This is a genomic window from Azospirillum rugosum, from assembly GCF_017876155.1.
GTDB classification, from domain to species: Bacteria; Pseudomonadota; Alphaproteobacteria; order Azospirillales; family Azospirillaceae; genus Azospirillum; species Azospirillum rugosum.
The window spans coordinates 318,720-335,034 of sequence record NZ_JAGINP010000002.1 but is presented as its reverse complement, the minus strand read 5'-3'; the positions used below and the strand labels follow the sequence as shown (position 1 = coordinate 335,034).

The 16,315-nt window shown below is 68.6% G+C and carries 16 protein-coding genes and 1 tRNA gene; 1 reads left to right on the top strand and 16 read right to left on the bottom strand.

Translation table 11 applies throughout. The annotated features are described in order from the left end of the window. Nucleotides 1–9: 9 nt before the first annotated feature. The 3 genes from J2851_RS04770 to J2851_RS04760 all read right to left on the bottom strand — a co-directional run bounded on the left by J2851_RS04770 (nt 10) and on the right by J2851_RS04760 (nt 3,028). Nucleotides 10–1,299: a metal-dependent hydrolase family protein gene (locus J2851_RS04770; protein ID WP_209764590.1), complete on the bottom strand. Its 1,290-nt coding sequence runs from the start codon at nt 1,297–1,299 to the stop codon at nt 10–12. A 65-nt stretch (nt 1,300–1,364) separates the two neighbouring features. Next, complete coding sequence (locus J2851_RS04765; RefSeq protein ID WP_209764588.1) at nt 1,365–2,144, bottom strand: alpha/beta fold hydrolase; 780 nt, start codon at nt 2,142–2,144, stop codon at nt 1,365–1,367. Between the two features lie 5 nt (nt 2,145–2,149). Next, entirely contained in the window at nt 2,150–3,028 is an 879-nt protein-coding gene (locus J2851_RS04760) for a fumarylacetoacetate hydrolase family protein (protein WP_246500406.1), read from the bottom strand. Between the two features lie 240 nt (nt 3,029–3,268). Between J2851_RS04760 and J2851_RS04755 the strand changes: the two genes are divergently transcribed. Continuing rightward, nucleotides 3,269–4,009 (top strand): FadR/GntR family transcriptional regulator, encoded by a 741-nt coding sequence (locus tag J2851_RS04755; RefSeq protein ID WP_209764584.1) that lies wholly within the window; start codon nt 3,269–3,271, stop codon nt 4,007–4,009. 99 nt (nt 4,010–4,108) lie between these two features. Here J2851_RS04755 and J2851_RS04750 read toward each other — a convergent pair whose 3' ends face one another. From J2851_RS04750 to glpX, 13 genes are all read right to left on the bottom strand, one after another. Further along, entirely contained in the window at nt 4,109–4,540 is a 432-nt protein-coding gene (locus tag J2851_RS04750) for a VOC family protein (RefSeq protein WP_209764583.1), read from the bottom strand. Between the two features lie 31 nt (nt 4,541–4,571). Then, nucleotides 4,572–5,063: an SRPBCC family protein gene (locus tag J2851_RS04745; protein ID WP_209764582.1), complete on the bottom strand. Its 492-nt coding sequence runs from the start codon at nt 5,061–5,063 to the stop codon at nt 4,572–4,574. A gap of 91 nt (nt 5,064–5,154) precedes the next feature. Continuing rightward, complete coding sequence (locus tag J2851_RS04740; protein WP_209764581.1) at nt 5,155–6,417, bottom strand: RNA polymerase sigma factor; 1,263 nt, start codon at nt 6,415–6,417, stop codon at nt 5,155–5,157. Next, nucleotides 6,414–6,800 carry a YciI family protein gene (locus J2851_RS04735; RefSeq protein ID WP_209764580.1) on the bottom strand — a complete coding sequence of 129 codons (387 nt, stop codon included), beginning with the start codon at nt 6,798–6,800 and terminating at the stop codon, nt 6,414–6,416. The genes J2851_RS04740 and J2851_RS04735 overlap by 4 nt, the downstream gene beginning before the upstream one ends. A gap of 96 nt (nt 6,801–6,896) precedes the next feature. Beyond that, a complete protein-coding gene (locus J2851_RS04730; protein WP_209764579.1) occupies nt 6,897–8,102 on the bottom strand; it encodes a M20 aminoacylase family protein in 1,206 nt (401 codons plus the stop codon). After that, nucleotides 8,099–8,608, bottom strand: coding sequence for an L-2-amino-thiazoline-4-carboxylic acid hydrolase (locus tag J2851_RS04725; RefSeq protein WP_209764578.1), 510 nt, complete (start codon nt 8,606–8,608; stop codon nt 8,099–8,101). Before J2851_RS04725 ends, J2851_RS04730 begins: the two co-directional genes overlap by 4 nt. A gap of 10 nt (nt 8,609–8,618) precedes the next feature. Continuing rightward, nucleotides 8,619–8,807, bottom strand: coding sequence for a 4-oxalocrotonate tautomerase (locus tag J2851_RS04720; protein WP_209764577.1), 189 nt, complete (start codon nt 8,805–8,807; stop codon nt 8,619–8,621). A 48-nt stretch (nt 8,808–8,855) separates the two neighbouring features. Further along, complete coding sequence (locus J2851_RS04715; protein ID WP_246500405.1) at nt 8,856–9,641, bottom strand: class II aldolase/adducin family protein; 786 nt, start codon at nt 9,639–9,641, stop codon at nt 8,856–8,858. Between the two features lie 164 nt (nt 9,642–9,805). After that, nucleotides 9,806–9,881: transfer RNA gene (locus J2851_RS04710), tRNA-Glu, on the bottom strand. Between the two features lie 112 nt (nt 9,882–9,993). Beyond that, complete coding sequence (gene recJ, locus J2851_RS04705) at nt 9,994–11,799, bottom strand: single-stranded-DNA-specific exonuclease RecJ (RefSeq protein WP_209764576.1); 1,806 nt, start codon at nt 11,797–11,799, stop codon at nt 9,994–9,996. 159 nt (nt 11,800–11,958) lie between these two features. Next, complete coding sequence (locus J2851_RS04700; RefSeq protein WP_209764575.1) at nt 11,959–12,216, bottom strand: hypothetical protein; 258 nt, start codon at nt 12,214–12,216, stop codon at nt 11,959–11,961. A 74-nt stretch (nt 12,217–12,290) separates the two neighbouring features. Beyond that, complete coding sequence (locus J2851_RS04695) at nt 12,291–14,435, bottom strand: S8 family serine peptidase (RefSeq protein WP_209764574.1); 2,145 nt, start codon at nt 14,433–14,435, stop codon at nt 12,291–12,293. Between the two features lie 879 nt (nt 14,436–15,314). After that, a complete protein-coding gene (glpX, locus tag J2851_RS04690) occupies nt 15,315–16,310 on the bottom strand; it encodes a class II fructose-bisphosphatase (RefSeq protein WP_209764573.1) in 996 nt (331 codons plus the stop codon). Nucleotides 16,311–16,315: the final 5 nt, after the last annotated feature.

Genomic DNA, 16,315 nt, shown 5'->3' with positions numbered 1-16,315 from the left:
TCGAAGCCCTCACGCAACCACCCCCATCCCATACCGGCTGCGCTGCGGGGCCATGTCGGGGGCCTTGTGGAACTCGCCGTCCTTCATGACGAACAGAAGGCGCGTGCGGTCCTGGAGGATGCGGATGTTCGCCACCGGATCGCCGTCCACCAGGATCAGGTCGGCGAGGTAGCCCTCCTTGATCTGCCCCAGTTCCCCGGGGCGACCCATGATTTCCCCGCCCCACTTGGTCGTGGAGACGATCGCCTCCATGGTCGAGAAGCCGCAGTGGTCGACGAAGTATTCAAGGTCCTTGGCGTTGGTACCGTGCGGGATCCAGGCGAAGCCGTAGTCGCCGCCGGGCAGCACGCGGATGCCGCGCTTCAGCATCTTGCGCATGGTCTCGCAGGCGATCTCCGCCTCGCGCTGGTACTTGATGGCGATGGGGCTGTCCGGCCTGATCCCCCAGGGGCCCGCATCGCGCCCGGTGCGGAACAGCCAGGCGAGCGCCGGCGCCACGAAGTGGCGGTCCTTGGCGGCCTCCAGCATGTCCAGCGCCTCCTCGTCGGCGTAGGAGGCGTGATAGATGATGTCCACCCCGTGGCGGACGCACATCTTCACCGATTCCGCGGAGCGCGCGTGGGCGCAGACCCGCCGGCCGCGCCGGTGCGCCTCGGACACGGCCATGGCGACCTCGTCGTCGCACATGGGCGTTTCCTCGGCGGCCACACCCGCGATCTCCTCGCCGGAGATGTTCAGCTTCAGCAGGTCCACGCCGTACTTGATGAACATGCGCACGGCACGCCGCATGTCCTCCGGCCCGGTCACCACCCAGCCGAAGCTGAGTTCGGGCGCGGGGATGTGCGGGGGCGAGGTGTCGCCCAGCCCGCCGGTCGTCGCGATCTCCTGCCCGTTGGCGAGGTAGCGCGGCCCCGGGATCAGGCCGCTGTTGATGGCGTTGCGCACCACCACGTCCAACCGCGGCTTGGCCGCCGCCGCCCCGACGCAGGAGGTGAAGCCGGCGTCGATGTAGGTCTTCGCGACCTTGGCGGCCCACAGCGTGTGCTCCTCCGGCGGCATGCGCTGGATGGATTCCAGGTCCGGCTGGTCGTTCCAGGAGAAGTGGGTGTGGGCCTCCGTCATGCCGGGCATCAGCGTGGCGCCGGCCCCGTCGATGACGGTCGCGCCGACGGTCGGCAGGCTGCGCAGGCCGCGCGCCACGCGCCGGATGCGGTTGCCCTGGATCAGCACCTCGCCGGTGTAGGGATACTCGCCCGTGCCGTCGAGAATGCGCACGTTCGTGACCAGAACGTTCGCCATCGTTTCCTCCCTGAAAGCGCCCCCGCGCCGTCTGTCGCGGCTGTTTTGGGGAGCGGCCGAACGGTCTATCGTCCCTGAAGCGCCTCCCTCAGGATCGCCGTGCAGTCGGCGGCGCGCTCCAGCGTCTGCCAGTGGCCGCAGCGGGGCAGCACCCGAACGGGGGCGGCGCCGTTCATGCGGTCGGAAATCGTCCGTGCGACGGAGGCCGGGGCCACCGCATCCTCGTCACCCGCGACCAGCACCGTGCGCACGCGGATGCGCGACGGGTCGGCGGCCTGCGCACCGGCCAGCGCCTCGCAGGTCTTCGCATAGCCCTCCGCGCACTGGCGCATCAGCGACTCCCGCACGAAGGCGGCGACCGCCGGCTGGCTCGCCCGCGTGTCGGTGGACAGCGAGCCCTGCACGATGGCGTCGGCGATGGGCGCCATGCCCTCGTCCCGCGCCTTGGCGGCGCGGTCGCGCAGGCCCTGCCGCCCGGCGTCGGCCGGAGCCATCAGCGGCCCGAACAGCGTCAGGGAGCGCACCAGCCCCGGATGCTCGACTGCGAGATGCTGCGCCACGATGGTGCCCAGCGAATGCCCCACCACATGGGCCCGCTCGATGCCCAGCACGCCGCAGAGCTTCGCCATGCTGGCGACGAACAGCCCGACGGACAGCGCCGCCTCCGGAGTCTTCGACCGGCCGGAGCCCGGCAGGTCCGGCCGGATGAACCGGTACCGGCCACCCAGCCCCATGACCTGCGGCGTGAAGCTGTTGGAGGTTCCGCCCAACCCGTGGATCATCAGCACCGGGTCGCCCTGCCCGTCCACCTCCACGGCCATGCGCTCCACGGTCAGCGTCGCCATGGCGGTCAGCCTTCCAGCGTGTTTTCCAGGACGCCGATGCCGCCAATCTCCAGCTTCACCCGGTCGCCGGGCTTCAGGAATTTCGGCGGCGTGAAGCCAAGGCCCACCCCGGCCGGCGTGCCGGTCAGGATCAGGTCGCCCGGCTGCAAGGTGATGCCGCGCGACATCGTCTCGATCAGCGTCGGCACGTCGAAGATCAGCTCGCGGGTGTTGGAGTTCTGCCGAAGCTCCCCGTTCACCCAGGTGCGCACGGACGTGTCAGACAGGTCGACCTCGTCCGCCGTCACGATCCAGGGGCCGAGCGGGCAGAAGGTGTCCAGCGACTTGCCGAGGAACCACTGCTTGTGCCGGGCCTGGATGTCGCGGGCCGTCACGTCGTTGGCGATGGTGTAGCCGAAGACGTGGTCCATGGCCTGCGCCTTCGGGATGTCCCGCCCCGCCCGGCCGATCACCACGACCAACTCGACCTCGTAGTCGATCTGGTCGCTGACGCCATGCGGGTAGCGGATCGCGGCGCCGGGGCCGATCACCGTTTCCGGAACCTTGGTGAAGATGATCGGGTGTTCGGGGATCGCGTCCTTGGCCGACGAAGCGCTGCTGTCGAAGCCGGAGCGCGTGAATTCATGGGCGTGGTCGAAGTAATTCTTGCCGACGCACATCAGGTTGCGCCGGGGATGCGGAATGGGGGCAAGCAGTTCCACCTGCGACAGGGGAATGCCGTCCCCGTCGGCCCGCAGGCTGTCGCGCAGGTCGCGCCAGCCCCGGATCACGTCCGCCATGCCGAAGTGCTTGGGCGCCCAGGCCGGCGGTTCGATGGGCCACACCCGTCCCTTGTCCGCGTCCACCAGCGCAGCCCGTGCGCCGTCCTCCCTGCGACCCGACATTTCTTTGATCGTCGCCAGTTTCATGCCCATTCCTTTTGTGAAAGGGTGACTGGTTTTTCGGTGAACCTTATCGGTCCAAAATTGCCTCACCGTTGGTTCATCCTGTCGCAGATATGCGTTGTACGTCAATAATCCGTAAGGCTGATTATTCGTATCACGATATAGCGTATTGGCTCATGGCCCCGGCGGACCTTATGGTTCGTCATTGGTGCGCTCCCGCGCGAACAGGGGACCGGCCCGATGTCCAAGCCCCCGATGCCCAACTCGTCGGCCATCTCCGCCGTGAAACCACCCGACACGCTCGGCCGCGCGCAGATCGCCTACGACCATCTCCAGCGCGCCATCGCCAGCGGCCTGTGGCGCCCTGGCGAGCAGTTGCCAACGGAGCGGATGCTGGCGGAATCGCTCGGCCTTGCGCGCAACACGGTGCGCCGGGCGCTCGACATGCTGGAATCGGAAGGGCGGATCGCCCGCGGCGTCGGGCGCGGCACCTTCCTGGTGGAGCTGGACGGTGCGTCGGCGCTGAACGGGTCGGCGCTGCTGCTGCCCGCCGCCTTCATGAACGCCAGCCCGGCGGAGGTGATGGAGGCCCGCATCCTGCTGGAGCCGGCCATCGCCGACCTCGCCGTCGCCCGCGCGACGTTGGCCGACTTCGCGGAGATGGAGCGCTGCCTGCGGGAGTCGGAAGCCGCGCGCTCGATCCCGGAGTTCGAGCATTGGGACGGCGCTCTGCACCGCGCGGTGATCGCCGCCTGCCGCAACGAACTGCTGGACGCCTTCTACGCCGTCCTGAACCGCATCCGCGACAACGCGGAATGGAACGTGCTGAAACAGCGCAGCCTGACGCCGGAGCGGCGCATCCTGTATGAGAAACAGCACCGTGCCATCGTCGCCGCCCTGAAAGCCCGCGACCCGTCCACCGCCCGCGAGGTTATCCGCGCCCACCTGATCGCGGTGCGCGACGCGCTGTTCATGTTGTGAGGATTCACCACCAAGGCACCAAGACACCAAGAGTCCTCGCCCCCGGCGCGTGGTGGATTCTTGGTGTCTTGGTGCCTTGGTGGTGAACTCAAATTCCAATCAGCGGATCGGCGATGCCAGCGACCAGGTCACGCCGAAGGGATCACGGATCTGCCCGTAGCGGTCGCCCCAGAACATGTCCTGCAAGGGCATCGCCACCTCGGCCCCCGCCTCCACCGCGCGCGTCCACCACACCTGGACATCGTCCACCTGGAGGTGTAGCGCGAAAGCCTGCGGCGGCACCAGCCCCTGCCCGCATTCGGCGAAGGCGTCGTTGAACATGATCGAGCTGCCGTTGATCCGCAAATGGGCGTGCATCAGCCGCTTGCCGTCCTGGGCCGGAATGCGGGCCAGCTCCTGCGCGCCGAAGGCCCGCGTGTAGAAGTCGATCGCCGCGGCGGCGTCGCTGAGCGTCAGGTGCGGAACCACCCCGCCGACCAGCGGCGGCAGGTCCTTGGGAACGGCCGGGAATTCGGTGTCGGTCGTGCTCATATCGTTTTCTCCCCCTATGATTATTCGATGGTCACTTCGTGTTTTGAAGGGTGGCGAGATGGTTGGCCAGCCGCTCCAGGCTCTGCCCCCAGCCGTCGTGAAAGCCCATGTTCTCATGAGCGTCGCGGTCCTCGTCCCGCCAATGGCGCGCCTCCGCGGTCAGCAGGGTCTTGCCACTGCCCTGGTCTTCGAAGGTAATGACGGCGGTGAAGAAGGGCTTGGCGGCCGGCACGAAGCCTGCCTCATAGGCGTCGGTGAAGACCAGCCGCCGGTTCTCCGCAATCTCCAGGAACACGCCGGAGGTCGGGTACTCCGCGCCGTCCGGCGCGCGCATCAGCGTGCGGAACGCGCCGCCCGGCCGCAGGTCCATCTCCACGAAGGGCGTCGTCATGCCGTGCGGCCCCCAGAAGCTCGGCAGCTGCGCCGGGTCGGTCCAGGCCCGGAAGACGAGCGAGGCCGGCGCGTCCAGGACGTGGCTGATCGTCAGGGTGCGGCTGGCGGCGGTATCGGCGGTGGTCGTCATGTTGATCCCTGTCCTCCCATCACTGAAGCTGTGTCCCTAGGACGAAGCCGTGGGCCGCCTTCCGACATCGCCCTTCGAATTTTTTCTTCGGTCAGCCGGCGTCGCCGTCGGCCGCCAGACGGTCGAGGTGCATGCGGATGTGGGCGGCCTCCGCCGGGGTGCTGGCGAGCGCGATGGCGCGGTTGAAGGCCTCGCGCGCCTCCTCCATCCGACCGAGTTGCTGAAGAAAAGCCCCGCGCGCCCCGAAGAAGAAGAAATAGCCGGACAGCCGCGGCGCCAGCGGCTCGATCATGGCCAGCGCCTCGCCGGCCCCGCGAAGCTTCGACACGGCCACGGCGCGGTTCAGCGTAACCACGGGGGATGGCTGCAAGCGCTCCAGCGTGGCGTAGAGCCGGTCGATCTGCGCCCAGTCGGTGTCCGCCGCCCGCTCCGCCCGCTCCGCCCGCGCGTGCAGCGCGGCGATGGCCGCCTGCACCTGATAGGGGCCGGGCCGACGGTGCCGCATCGCCTTGTCGATCAGCGCCAGCCCCTCCACGATCATCGGGCGGCTCCACAGGGACCGGTCCTGGTCCTCCAGCAGCACGGCGTTGCCCGCGGCGTCGGCCCTCGCCGGCGTGCGCGCGTGCTGGAGCAGCATCAGCGCGGCCAGCCCCATGATCTCCGGCTCCGCCGGGAACAGGCGCAGCAGCAGCCGGGCCAACCGGATCGCCTCGTCGCACAGCGGCGCGCGGCCACGGTCCGCGACGGCGTTGGCCGAATAGCTCTCGTTGAAGATCAGGTAGATCATCGCCGCGACGGCCGACAGCCGCTCCGCCCGCTCAGCGGCACCCGGCGCCTCAAAGGGCACGGCGGCGGCGGACACGCGCGCCTTGGCGCGGGTGATGCGCTGCTCTATGGCGCTCTCGCCCACCAGGAAGGCGCGAGCGATCTGCTTGACCGACAGGCCGCTGACGATGCGCAGGGCCAGCGCGATCTGCTGCGTCGCCGGCAGGTCCGGATGGCAGCAGATGAAGAGCAGCCGCAGGATGTCGTCGCGGTAGTGCGAGCCGTCCAGCCGCTCGGCCATGCCGGCCTCGGCGTCGTCCAGGTCCGACAGAGCCTCCTCGTCGGGAAGCGCCTCAAGCCGGCTGCGCCGCCGCACACCGTCGAGCGCCGCGTTGCGCCCGACGAGGATCAGCCACGCGACCGGGTCGCGCGGCGGCCCGTTGCGCGGCCAGCTGTCCAGCGCCCGCAGGCAGGCGTCCTGGAATGCCTCCTCCGCCGTGTCGAGGTCGCGGAAGTAGCGCAGCAGCGCGCCGAGCGCCTGGGGACGCGCCGCGGTGAACGCCGCATCGATCCAGGCGAGGTCGGTCATCCCACGGCACTCCCGGTCCCGACTTGGCCAGGCCTGAAGACCGCGATGGGTCGCACCTCGTAGGACCCGCCGGGCGCGTTGGCGCGGGCCAGATCCTTGGCGGTCTCGATCGCCTCCTCCAGGTCGGCGCAGTCGACCACGAAGAAGCCGAGCAGCTGTTCCTTGGTCTCCGCGAAGGGGCCGTCGAGCACGACCGGGTCCTGCGCCTTGCGGACGGTGGTCGCCGCGGTGGTGGGCACCAGCCGCGCCACCGGGCCGAGCCGGCCCTGGCGGGCCAGCCCCTCCTGCACCGCAGAGAGGCGGCCCATGACCGCGGTCTCCTCCTCCTTGGTCCAGGCGCCGACGGCGTCTTCATAGTCGTAGCAGAGAATCGCGTAGAGCATGCGGGCTGTCCCCCTTGTTCGTCCTCCCCAGGACGACCGAGTATGCCCGTGCCCGACACCCCTCCGTAAAAAATCTCCGCCGTCCTGGAGCGATGCTCAGGCAGCCTTCGCCGCGTCCGGCGACAGCAGCGTCCGCGCCAGGGTGACCCAGTAGCTGGCGCCGATGGCGAGGTTGGCGTCGTTGAAGTCGTAAGCCGGGTTGTGCAGCGTGCAGCCGCCTTCGGCCGGCCCGTTGCCAAGCCAGACATAGCAGCCGGGCCGCTTCTCCAGCATGAAGGCGAAGTCCTCCGCCCCCATGGACGGCATAGGGTCGTGGTCGACATTCTCCGCCCCGACCAGCCGCGCCGCCACCCCGGCGCACAGCGCCGTCTCCGCAGCACTGTTCACCGTGGCCGGGTAGCGCCGCTCGTACCGCACCTCCGCCGTACAGCCGAAGGAGGCCGTGGTGTGCTCCGCCAGCGTGCGCATGCGGGCCTCCACCGTGTCCTGCACGCTGGCCTTGAAGGCGCGCACCGTGCCGCGGATGGTGACCGACGGCGGAATGACGTTCCAGGTGTCGCCGCCGAAGATCTGGGTGGTGGACACCACCGCGCTGTCCAGCGGGTGCAGGCTGCGGCCCGGGATGGTCTGCAAGGTCGTCAGCAGGTGCCCCACCGCGGTGATCGGGTCGGCGCCGAGGTGCGGCATGGCCGCGTGGCTGCCCTTGCCGTGCACCACGATCTCGAAGATGTCGTAGCTGCCCATCATCGGGCCGGGGCGCAGCGCCATATACCCCAGAGGCAGGCCCGGCCAGTTGTGCATGCCGTAGACGCTGTCCACGGGGAAGCGGTCGAACAGCCCGTCGGCCACCATCTCCCGCGCGCCGCCCTCGTTCTCCTCGGCCGGCTGGAAGATCACGTGCAGCGTGCCGTGGAAGTCCGGGTCGTCGGCCAGGACCTTCGCCGCCCCCAGCAGCATCGCGGTGTGTCCGTCGTGGCCGCAGGCGTGCATCCGGCCGTGATTGACCGAGCGGTGGGCGAAGTCGTTCTGCTCCTGCATGTGCAGGGCGTCCATGTCGGCGCGCAACGCGATGGCGCGGTTGCCGTCGTGTCGGCCCTTCAGCGTGCCGACAACGCCGGTGCGGCCCAGCCCGGTCGTCACCTCCAGCCCGAAGGAGCGCAGCTTCTCCGCGACGAAGGCGCTGGTCTCATGCTCCTCGAAGGCGGTTTCGGGGTGGGCGTGCAGGTGGTGGCGCCATTCGCGCATGGTCGGGGCCAGCGCCTCGGCCGCGGGGTCCAGGCGGACGTTGCTGGGAACGGTCATTCCGGAGTCTCCGTGCCCCCATCTTTGGGGAGGCTGTAGCGGAAGTCGCAGTGGCTGGCGCCCTGCATGATGGTCTGGGTGCGGGTGAAGCGGGCGTCCGGCCGGTAGCCGCACATGAACTCGCCGTCGCGGTTGCAGGACAGCACGTCGCCGATCTCCTGCACGCCCATGGCGCGGTAGGTCTCCGCGTAACGGCAGCGCGTGACGTTGAAGGCCAGCCGGTCCGGCGTGGCCTCCACCACCTCCAGCGCCAGCGCGTCGTTCGCCGTCCACAGGGCGAGCCGGTCGCGGAAGGTGGACAGGTCGGCACTGCCCAGCGTCGCCCGGTCCTCCTCGGCCATGGCCGCCCCGGCGGCGCGGGCCATCGTCTCCACCGCGCGGGCGAGGACGGCCCGCGCGCGGTCCCGCCCGATCTCCGGCACCAACTGGTCGTACAGCGCCTTGGCGAACTCCGCCTCGATCCGGCGCCGCTCGATAATGGGCAGCACCGCCGTGGGTTGGGTCATGGGTGTCGCCCTACTTCGCGTCCGACCAGAGCTTCCCGGCGGTCGCCCAGTCGCTCTTCTTCACCTCGGTCAGGATCACGTCCACGGCGTCCGGGCTGCAGCCCAGCGTCTCCACCGAAGCGTCGGTCAGGGCCTTCACGAAGGCACGCTTCTGCTCCGGGGTGCGACCTTCGAACATCTGCACGTTGATGATGGGCATGGTTGGTCCCTCTCCTTGGTTGATCGCTTTGATATTCGTGATTCGGCGTCAGCTCTTGTAGTCGGGGCACAGCCGGTCCAGGCGGCGCAGCAGGGCCGGCCATTCCAGCTCGCCCTCCGGCTCCGGGTCGGCGGTCAGCTGGCGGTAGGTCGCCTCGCACACCTCCGGCGACGGCAGCACCAGCTCCGCCCCGGTCGCCTGCGCGGCCAGTTGCATGCGGCAGGCCTTGTCGAGCATGTCCATCAGGCAGAAGGCCTCCGCCACCGTGCGCCCCAGCACGAGGCTGCCGTGGTTGTGCAGCAGCAGCCCCTTGCGCTGGCCGAGGCTCTCGACCAGCCGCGCCTTCTCAGCATCGGTCAGCGCGAGCCCTTCGTAGCGGTGATAGCCGAGGTCCCGGTAGAATCGCAGGGCGTGCTGCGACAGTGGCAGCAGCCCGTCCTTCAGCATGGAGACCGCGACCGCCGCCTCGTTGTGCAGGTGCATCACGCAGGCCGCGTCGTCGCGCGCCGCGTGGACCGCGCCGTGGATGGTGAAGCCCGTCGCGTTCACCGCGTAAGGCGTGTCGCCGACGATGTTGCCCTGGATGTCGATCTTCACGAGGTTGGACGCGGTCACCTCGTCGAAGGTCAGGCCGAAGGGGTTGATCAGGAACCGTCCCGGCTCGCCCGGCACTGCCAGCGAGATGTGGGTGTAGATCAGGTCGCCCCAGCCGCGCTCCGCCACCAGCCGGTAGCAGGCCGCCAGATCGACCCGCGCCTGCCGCTCGGCATCGCTCATCCCCGCGCCGGCAACCCGGCCGGCCGCGTGCACGAAGCTCTGAGGGTTGGTGGACAAGGGCCTGCTCCCGACGCACACGAAGGATTCGGAGCTTCGCACGTCCCGGCCGCCTTGTCCAAGCACCGCCGGCACCGATTTCGCGACCCGCAAAAGCAGGGGCCCAAAACGCAAAAAGCTCAGCTGAACAGCTGAGCTTCTGCGATCGGCCAACCTGTGGAAGGTGGCGTCCCCGACGGGATTCGAACCCGTGTCGCCGCCGTGAAAGGGCGGTGTCCTAGGCCTCTAGACGACGGGGACGTCGTTGGCGTGGCGGGATTACTAATGGCCAAGCGGCGGGAGTGCAAGCACTTTTTCCGACCCCTCGTTACGGCCCCGGCGAATGCCCCCCATGCGCCGATTATGTTTGCATTCACATGGTTTGCGCGGGTGCGGCGTCGTCGATCAGAAGCTGGACTCCCTCCGTCCCGTTCCAGCGGTCGATGCGCAGGATGCCGGCCACGTGGAAGGGCGATCCGCGGCCCATCAACAGGGCTTTGCCGAGGTCGCTGTCCAGCGCACGAAAGGCGATGGCCTTCAGCCGGGCGCCGTCGTTGCCCTGCAGGATGCAGCGGACGTGATTCGCCCCGACCACGTCGGCGCGCACCACGCGGGCGTCGGTGATGGCGAAGCGCGGCTCCGCGTTGCCGGTGCCGAAGGGGCCGAGCTTGTCCAGCGTGCCGACGAGGGTGGAGTTCGCCGCCCCCACCGCCAGCGCGCCGTCCAGCTCCAGCGTCGGCACCAGGGGGGCTGCCGCCACCTGCTCCGCAACGCGGCCGGTCAGGAAGGCCTGGAGGTCGGCCATCTTGTCGCCGGCCACGGTGAAGCCCGCGGCCATACGGTGCCCGCCGCCGGCCAGCAGCAACCCCTCCTGTCGTGCCGCGATCACCGCGGCGCCCAGGTCCACGCCGCGCACGGACCGGCCGGAGGCCTTGCCGATGACCTTCCCGTCGGCGCCTTGCTCCAGCGCGATTACGCAGGTGGGGCGGCTGTAGCGCTCCTTCAGGCGGCTCGCCACGATGCCGATGACGCCGGGGTGCCAGCCCTCCCCCGCCACGAAGACCAGCTCGGCCAGCTCGTCGGCGTGTTTGTCCAGCTTCGCCAACGCGTCGTCGAGCACGCCCTGCTCCACCGCCCGGCGCTCGGCGTTGTGGGCCTCCAGCTTCTGCGCCAGTTCCATCGCCTCGATGGGATCGTCGGTGGACAGGAGCCGCGCGCCGAGGTCCGAGGCGCCGACCCGCCCGCCCGCATTGACGCGCGGGCCGAGCACATAGCCGGCATGGTAGGCGTCCGGCTTGTCCTTCACCCCGGCGATGTCGGCCAGCGCCGCGAGGCCGGGATTGGAGCGCCGCGCCATGACCTTCAGCCCCTGCGCCACCAGCGCCCGGTTCAGCCCGGTCAGCGGCACCACGTCGCAGACCGTCCCCAGCGCCACAAGGTCCAGCCAGTCCAGCAGGTTCGGCTCCGCCCGGCCCTGGGCCTGGTAGAAGCCAGCGGCGCGCAGCGCCCGGTTGATGGCCACGATGGTCAGGAAGGTCACCCCCGCGGCGCAAAGCGTGCGGTAGGTCCCGTCCTCGTCCAGCCGATTCGGGTTGACCAGCGCCACGGCCGGGGGCAGCCGCGGCTCCGCCGCGTGGTGGTCCAGCACGACGACGTCCAGCCCGGCCTCCGCTGCGGCCTCCAGCGCCGCGAAGGCGGAGACCCCGCAGTCCACGGTGACCACCAGCCGCACGCCCTCGGCCTTCAGCCGCAGCAGGGCCGGCGCGTTGGGCCCGTAGCCCTCCTTCATGCGGTCGGGGACATAGACCCGGATGTCCGCCCCCACCGCCCGGAAGAAGCGCCGCATGACGGCGGCCGAGGTCGCCCCGTCCACGTCGTAGTCGCCGAAGACGGCCACCGGCTCCCCCTCCTGGATGGCGCGGGCGATGCGCGCGGCGGCGGCGTCCATGTCCTTGAAGCGGGAGGGGTCGGGCAGCAGAGCCTTCAGGGTGGGGTTGAGGAAGCCATCGCAGACCTCCTCCGTCACGCCGCGGGCGGCCAGCACCCGCCCGACGATCTCCGGCAGCCCCCTGCCCTGCGCCAGCCCCCAGGCCAGCCGCTCGTCATAGGGCCGCGCCTGCCAGCGCTTGCCGGAGAGGGAGTGGGCGACGTTCAGGAAGGCGGGAACGGTGTCGGTCATGCTGCCCAGGATGCCACGGATCGGGAAGCCCGAACCCATAGCAGAAGAGGGACAGCGGGGGCCAGCGGGAGGGGTATGCGACGAATGAAACGCTGTGAAACATAAAACGGCGTGATGTTTCACCGAAGGAGCGCGCCGTTCCGGCCTAGGATAACAATCCTAACGGAAGTGCGGCGGCGCGTCAAGGCGGCCGGTCTGATCCAGCTGATGCGGGCGTTCCTCGGTGATGCGCGCGCCGGCGTTCAGCAGGTCGCGGCGCAGGTCCGAGGGGAGGTCGCCGGTGCCGATGTACAGACGCCGCTCCGACGTCACGAACACGGATGTCCTGCCTTCCGCCAAATCCCGGATTCGGCGAAACTGGTCGGCGTTGTCGGCCTTGATCTTGTACCGCGCCATCGCCGGTTCCTTCTCGGTCACTCCATCATGGCATTCAACGACTCATCATGTAAATGTGGTTCTGCGAAAGACAACCGGCCATCCGAGACCCCCTCCTACGCCCTGCCGCCCAGCCGATCGACGGCGGCGACGCAATCGATCAACCCGAAGCCCTGGCACTCGTGGCTGAAACCGAGCGTTTGGGCGGTGGACCGGATCATGTCGAACAGGTCGTCACGCGGCAGGTCGGGCCGCAGGGACAACAGCAGCGCCATCAGCCCGGCGACCTGGGGCGCCGCCCCGCTGGTGCCCCAGCCGATTTCCATCACCTTTTCGTCCTGGCCGTAGAGGATCAGGCCGTTGCGCGGTGTCGGCGCGGTCACGTCCGGCTTGCGGGAGGTGTTGGCCGACCCGAAATGCTCCCCTGGACCGCGGCTGGAATAGTGCCACATACGGCCGTCAAGATCGCAGGTGGCCGCCGTCAGCAGATCGGCCCGGCCCTTGTGCATCCAGATGCTGTTCGGACCACAGGCCCCGTCCTTTCCACCCACATTTTCATGATAGTTGCCGGCGCTGAACACGAAACGCACGCCCGCGGCGATGGCGCGGTCGAGCGCGTCCAGGAGGTCGGGGTCCTGCGACACCGGCGTGGGATCGCCGTAGCTGTTGGTGGCGACGATCACCTCCCCCGCCTCGGCCCGATCGGCGAGCAGATCGTAGATGTCGGTCAATTCGGAATCGACCAGCGACGTCCGGCAGGCGATTAATCCCGCGTCCGGAGCCACCCCCTGGAACCGGCCGCCGGCGGCCCGCGTGGCGGCGGCGATGCAGGCGCACATGGTGCCGTGCCCGTAGTCGTCATCCCAGGGGTCCTCGCCCTCCACCGACCAGCCGCCCACGCGCTTCGAAGCCGGAAATTCGCTGCGGGTTCCCTTCACGCCGGTGTCCACCACCGCGATGGTCACGCCACGCCCGCTGGTCCGGTTGTGCACGGCGTTCGCGCCGATCCGGTGCAGGACGTCGTCGAGCGTGGCTTCCGCCTTCTCCGCTCCGTCTTGAGCGCCCGCGTCGAAAGTCGGGATGGCTTCCAGCGTGTGCTGGTGATCGGGCAGAACCTGCGCGCGGCCCCCACGGCTGAACTGGTGGACGATCGATTGGAACTGATCGACCGACATTCCGGGCGGGCGGCTCAGCGAGAGGAAGCGACGCCGGCGGCTCACGACACGGGGGAGGAGGCCTGGGGATTCCAGGCGCAGAACGCTCCCCAGATCGCGGTCACTCTCGAACCTGACCTTCACGCGATCGGTGATACTGGATCCAGTAGAGCGTGAACGTGTCCCGGCATGGCCACCTGCGGCTCCCCAAAGGGCAGTGCCCCAGGAAACCGTGTCCGATGCGCCGGAGCCGAGACGATCCTGACCGCCCCAAACATGGGCTGGAACGATCTGATCTATTTTCTCAGACGCGGTTTTTGCGACTACCGATCGTTCCGCAAGCGGATCGATGCCGTGAATTGCTAAATTGCTCAGGCCGGACAATGCTGAAACGTCTGTCACCCCCGTCCCGCTCAACTCAAGCGTCTGCAACCCACTCAGGCCGGACAATGCCGAAACGTCCGTCACCCCCGTCCCGCTCAGGTCAAGCGTCTGCAACCCACTCAGGCCGGACAATGCCGAAACGTCCGTCACCCCCGTCCCGCTCAGGTCCAGCATCTGCAACCCACTCAGGCCGGACAATGCCGAAACGTCCGTCACCCCCGTCCCACGCAGGCCCAAAAACCACAATCCGCTCAGATCCGACAGTGCCGAAACGTCCGTTATGCCCGTCTCACTCAGGTTAAGCGTGTGCAACCCTTTCAGCCCGGATACCGCTGAGATGTCCGTCACCCCCGTCCCGCTCAGGTCCAGCGACCACAACTTACTAAGACCGCAAAGTGCCGAAACGTCCATCACCCCCGTCCCGCTCAGGTCCAGCATCACCAACCCGCTCAGGGCGGGGAGCAGCGAAACATCCTTTACACGCGTCCCACTGAGGTCCAGCTTCCACAAGCCATTGAGACCAATCAGGGGAGACAAGTCGGCAACATCCCTGCGCCAACGTTTTGGAACTGGGTGCCCGGCCAGGAGCTCTTCTCGCACCTTCGATAGGGTGAGTGGATTGAACGGCACTTCGTTAGTAGGGGATTTGGGCATGGGCATCGGATCAATGTAAGGCGAAAGGGCTGCAACAATTACCAAAGATAGCACATGGCGCAATCCCATCGCATATTTTTCTGCTTTGACGGCACGGAAACGCGCTTTCGGAGAACGTCTGCTGGATGAAAATTATATTCCGACACCTTAACTCCCCACTCGTTGTCAGCAGCGGATCCGGAAACCGCAACCCCGGCCCCTTGCCGTCCTATTTGTCGATGAACTCCAGGACGTAGCTTTCGAACTATTTCCACAAAGCCGCCACGGTTCGGTCGCGCAGTTGCCCTCCGCCTTTGAAGCAAGTGATGGTCGCGGGTGACATGCGGGTTCTGGCAGCCACGTCGGACACTCACCAGCCAATGGGGTGCGGGCGGATTCGCTGGGGCAGCGGGATTTGGATATGCTGGTGGCGCCATTGATGCAGTGGAAGCGGGTGCCGGAGGCCGAGGCGGTGCGGGCCATGGCGGAGGCGAAGGAGCGACTCCAGCGGATGGAGCCGCACTGCCCTGGGGGATGCCGTGGCGATGCTGATGGCCGTTACGGTGGTCGGGGGCGATTGCCCGCCGCCGGAGACCGTCGCGCTGGTGACGCGGTCGGTGGCGTTCCTGGCGGCCGATGCGCCGCAGTTGCGGCGGCCGTGGTTGGAGCAACTGGTGGTGGGTTACGCGAGGGTGTGCGCGGGGGTGAGTGTCGGGTTGCGGCTGGCGCCTTCACCCGACCTGCGGAGCCAAGACCCGTTCAAGCCAAGACCGTCGTCATCCCCGCGAAGGCGGGGATCCAGGCCGGATCGACGCTGACGTGCGGAGTTTTCTGGATCCCCGCCTTCGCGGGGATGACGAAACTCATGTTATGGCACGAACTTCCGAAGCGACAGCCCTCACCCTCCCGCGCCCATGGGGCGCGGGTCCCTCCCTCTCCCTGCGGAGCAGGGAGAGGGGGAGATTTGCTTTACTTCGCGACGCCGGGCTTGCGGTGCCAGTTGTGGTGCGCCTCGATGTAGCGGACGGTGCCGGACTTGGAGCGCATGATGACCGAGTGGGTGGTGGCACCGCCGGCGAAGCGGCGGACGCCGCGCAGCATGGCGCCGTCGGTCACGCCCGTCGCGGCGAACATGACGTTGCCGCTGGCCAGCTCGTGCAGGCTGTACTTCTTGTTCAGGTCCTTGACGCCCCAGCGGGCGGCGCGGGCCTTTTCGTCGTCGTTGCGGAACAGCAGGCGGCCCTGGAACTGGCCGCCGATGCAGCGCAGCGCCGCCGCGGCCAGGACGCCTTCCGGCGCGCCGCCGGAGCCGACATACATGTCCACGCCGGTGCCGGCCTGGCTGGTGGCGATGACGCCGGACACGTCGCCGTCGTTGATCAGCATGATGCGGGCGCCGGCTTCACGGACGCGGGCGATCAGCTCGGCATGGCGCGGGCGGTTCAGGATGCAGACCAGCAGCTCCTGCACCTCGGTGCCCTTGGCCTTGGCCAGCGCCTTCAGGTTGTTGGCCGGGGTCTCGTCCAGGTCGACGATGTTGTCCGGCAGGCCGGCGCCGACGGCGATCTTGTCCATGTAGACGTCCGGGGCGTTCAGGAAGCCGCCCTCGTCCGCCATGGCGATGACGGCCAGCGAGTTCGGGCCGCCGGTGGCGCAGATGGTCGTGCCTTCCAGCGGGTCGAGCGCGATGTCGACCTTCGGGCCCTTGCCGATGCCGGCGCCGACCTTCTCGCCGATGTAGAGCATCGGCGCCTCGTCGCGCTCGCCCTCGCCGATCACGACGGTGCCGTCGATGTAGAGGGTGTTGAGCGCCTGGCGCATGGCGTCGACCGCGGCCTGGTCGGCAAGCTTCTCGTCACCGCGGCCCATCAGCAGCGACGCGGACAGCGCGGCGGCCTCGGTAACGCGGACGGCTTCCAGAGCCAGGTTCCGGTCCATACCGGACAGGTCGACATGAACGGACATGGTTG

What these genes read in the sequence shown, in the direction of transcription:
- J2851_RS04735 (WP_209764580.1), bottom strand. Translation starts at nt 6,800, where the DNA reads ATGCTCTACGCGATTCTCTGCTACGACTATGAAGACGCCGTCGGCGCC.
- J2851_RS04755 (WP_209764584.1), top strand. Translation starts at nt 3,269, where the DNA reads ATGTCCAAGCCCCCGATGCCCAACTCGTCGGCCATCTCCGCCGTGAAA.
- recJ (WP_209764576.1), bottom strand. Translation starts at nt 11,799, where the DNA reads ATGACCGACACCGTTCCCGCCTTCCTGAACGTCGCCCACTCCCTCTCC.
- glpX (WP_209764573.1), bottom strand. Translation starts at nt 16,310, where the DNA reads ATGTCCGTTCATGTCGACCTGTCCGGTATGGACCGGAACCTGGCTCTG.
- J2851_RS04695 (WP_209764574.1), bottom strand. Translation starts at nt 14,435, where the DNA reads ATGGGATTGCGCCATGTGCTATCTTTGGTAATTGTTGCAGCCCTTTCG.
- J2851_RS04725 (WP_209764578.1), bottom strand. Translation starts at nt 8,608, where the DNA reads ATGACCCAACCCACGGCGGTGCTGCCCATTATCGAGCGGCGCCGGATC.
- J2851_RS04750 (WP_209764583.1), bottom strand. Translation starts at nt 4,540, where the DNA reads ATGAGCACGACCGACACCGAATTCCCGGCCGTTCCCAAGGACCTGCCG.
- J2851_RS04730 (WP_209764579.1), bottom strand. Translation starts at nt 8,102, where the DNA reads ATGACCGTTCCCAGCAACGTCCGCCTGGACCCCGCGGCCGAGGCGCTG.
- J2851_RS04745 (WP_209764582.1), bottom strand. Translation starts at nt 5,063, where the DNA reads ATGACGACCACCGCCGATACCGCCGCCAGCCGCACCCTGACGATCAGC.
- J2851_RS04720 (WP_209764577.1), bottom strand. Translation starts at nt 8,807, where the DNA reads ATGCCCATCATCAACGTGCAGATGTTCGAAGGTCGCACCCCGGAGCAG.
- J2851_RS04740 (WP_209764581.1), bottom strand. Translation starts at nt 6,417, where the DNA reads ATGACCGACCTCGCCTGGATCGATGCGGCGTTCACCGCGGCGCGTCCC.
- J2851_RS04765 (WP_209764588.1), bottom strand. Translation starts at nt 2,144, where the DNA reads ATGGCGACGCTGACCGTGGAGCGCATGGCCGTGGAGGTGGACGGGCAG.
- J2851_RS04760 (WP_246500406.1), bottom strand. Translation starts at nt 3,028, where the DNA reads ATGTCGGGTCGCAGGGAGGACGGCGCACGGGCTGCGCTGGTGGACGCG.
- J2851_RS04770 (WP_209764590.1), bottom strand. Translation starts at nt 1,299, where the DNA reads ATGGCGAACGTTCTGGTCACGAACGTGCGCATTCTCGACGGCACGGGC.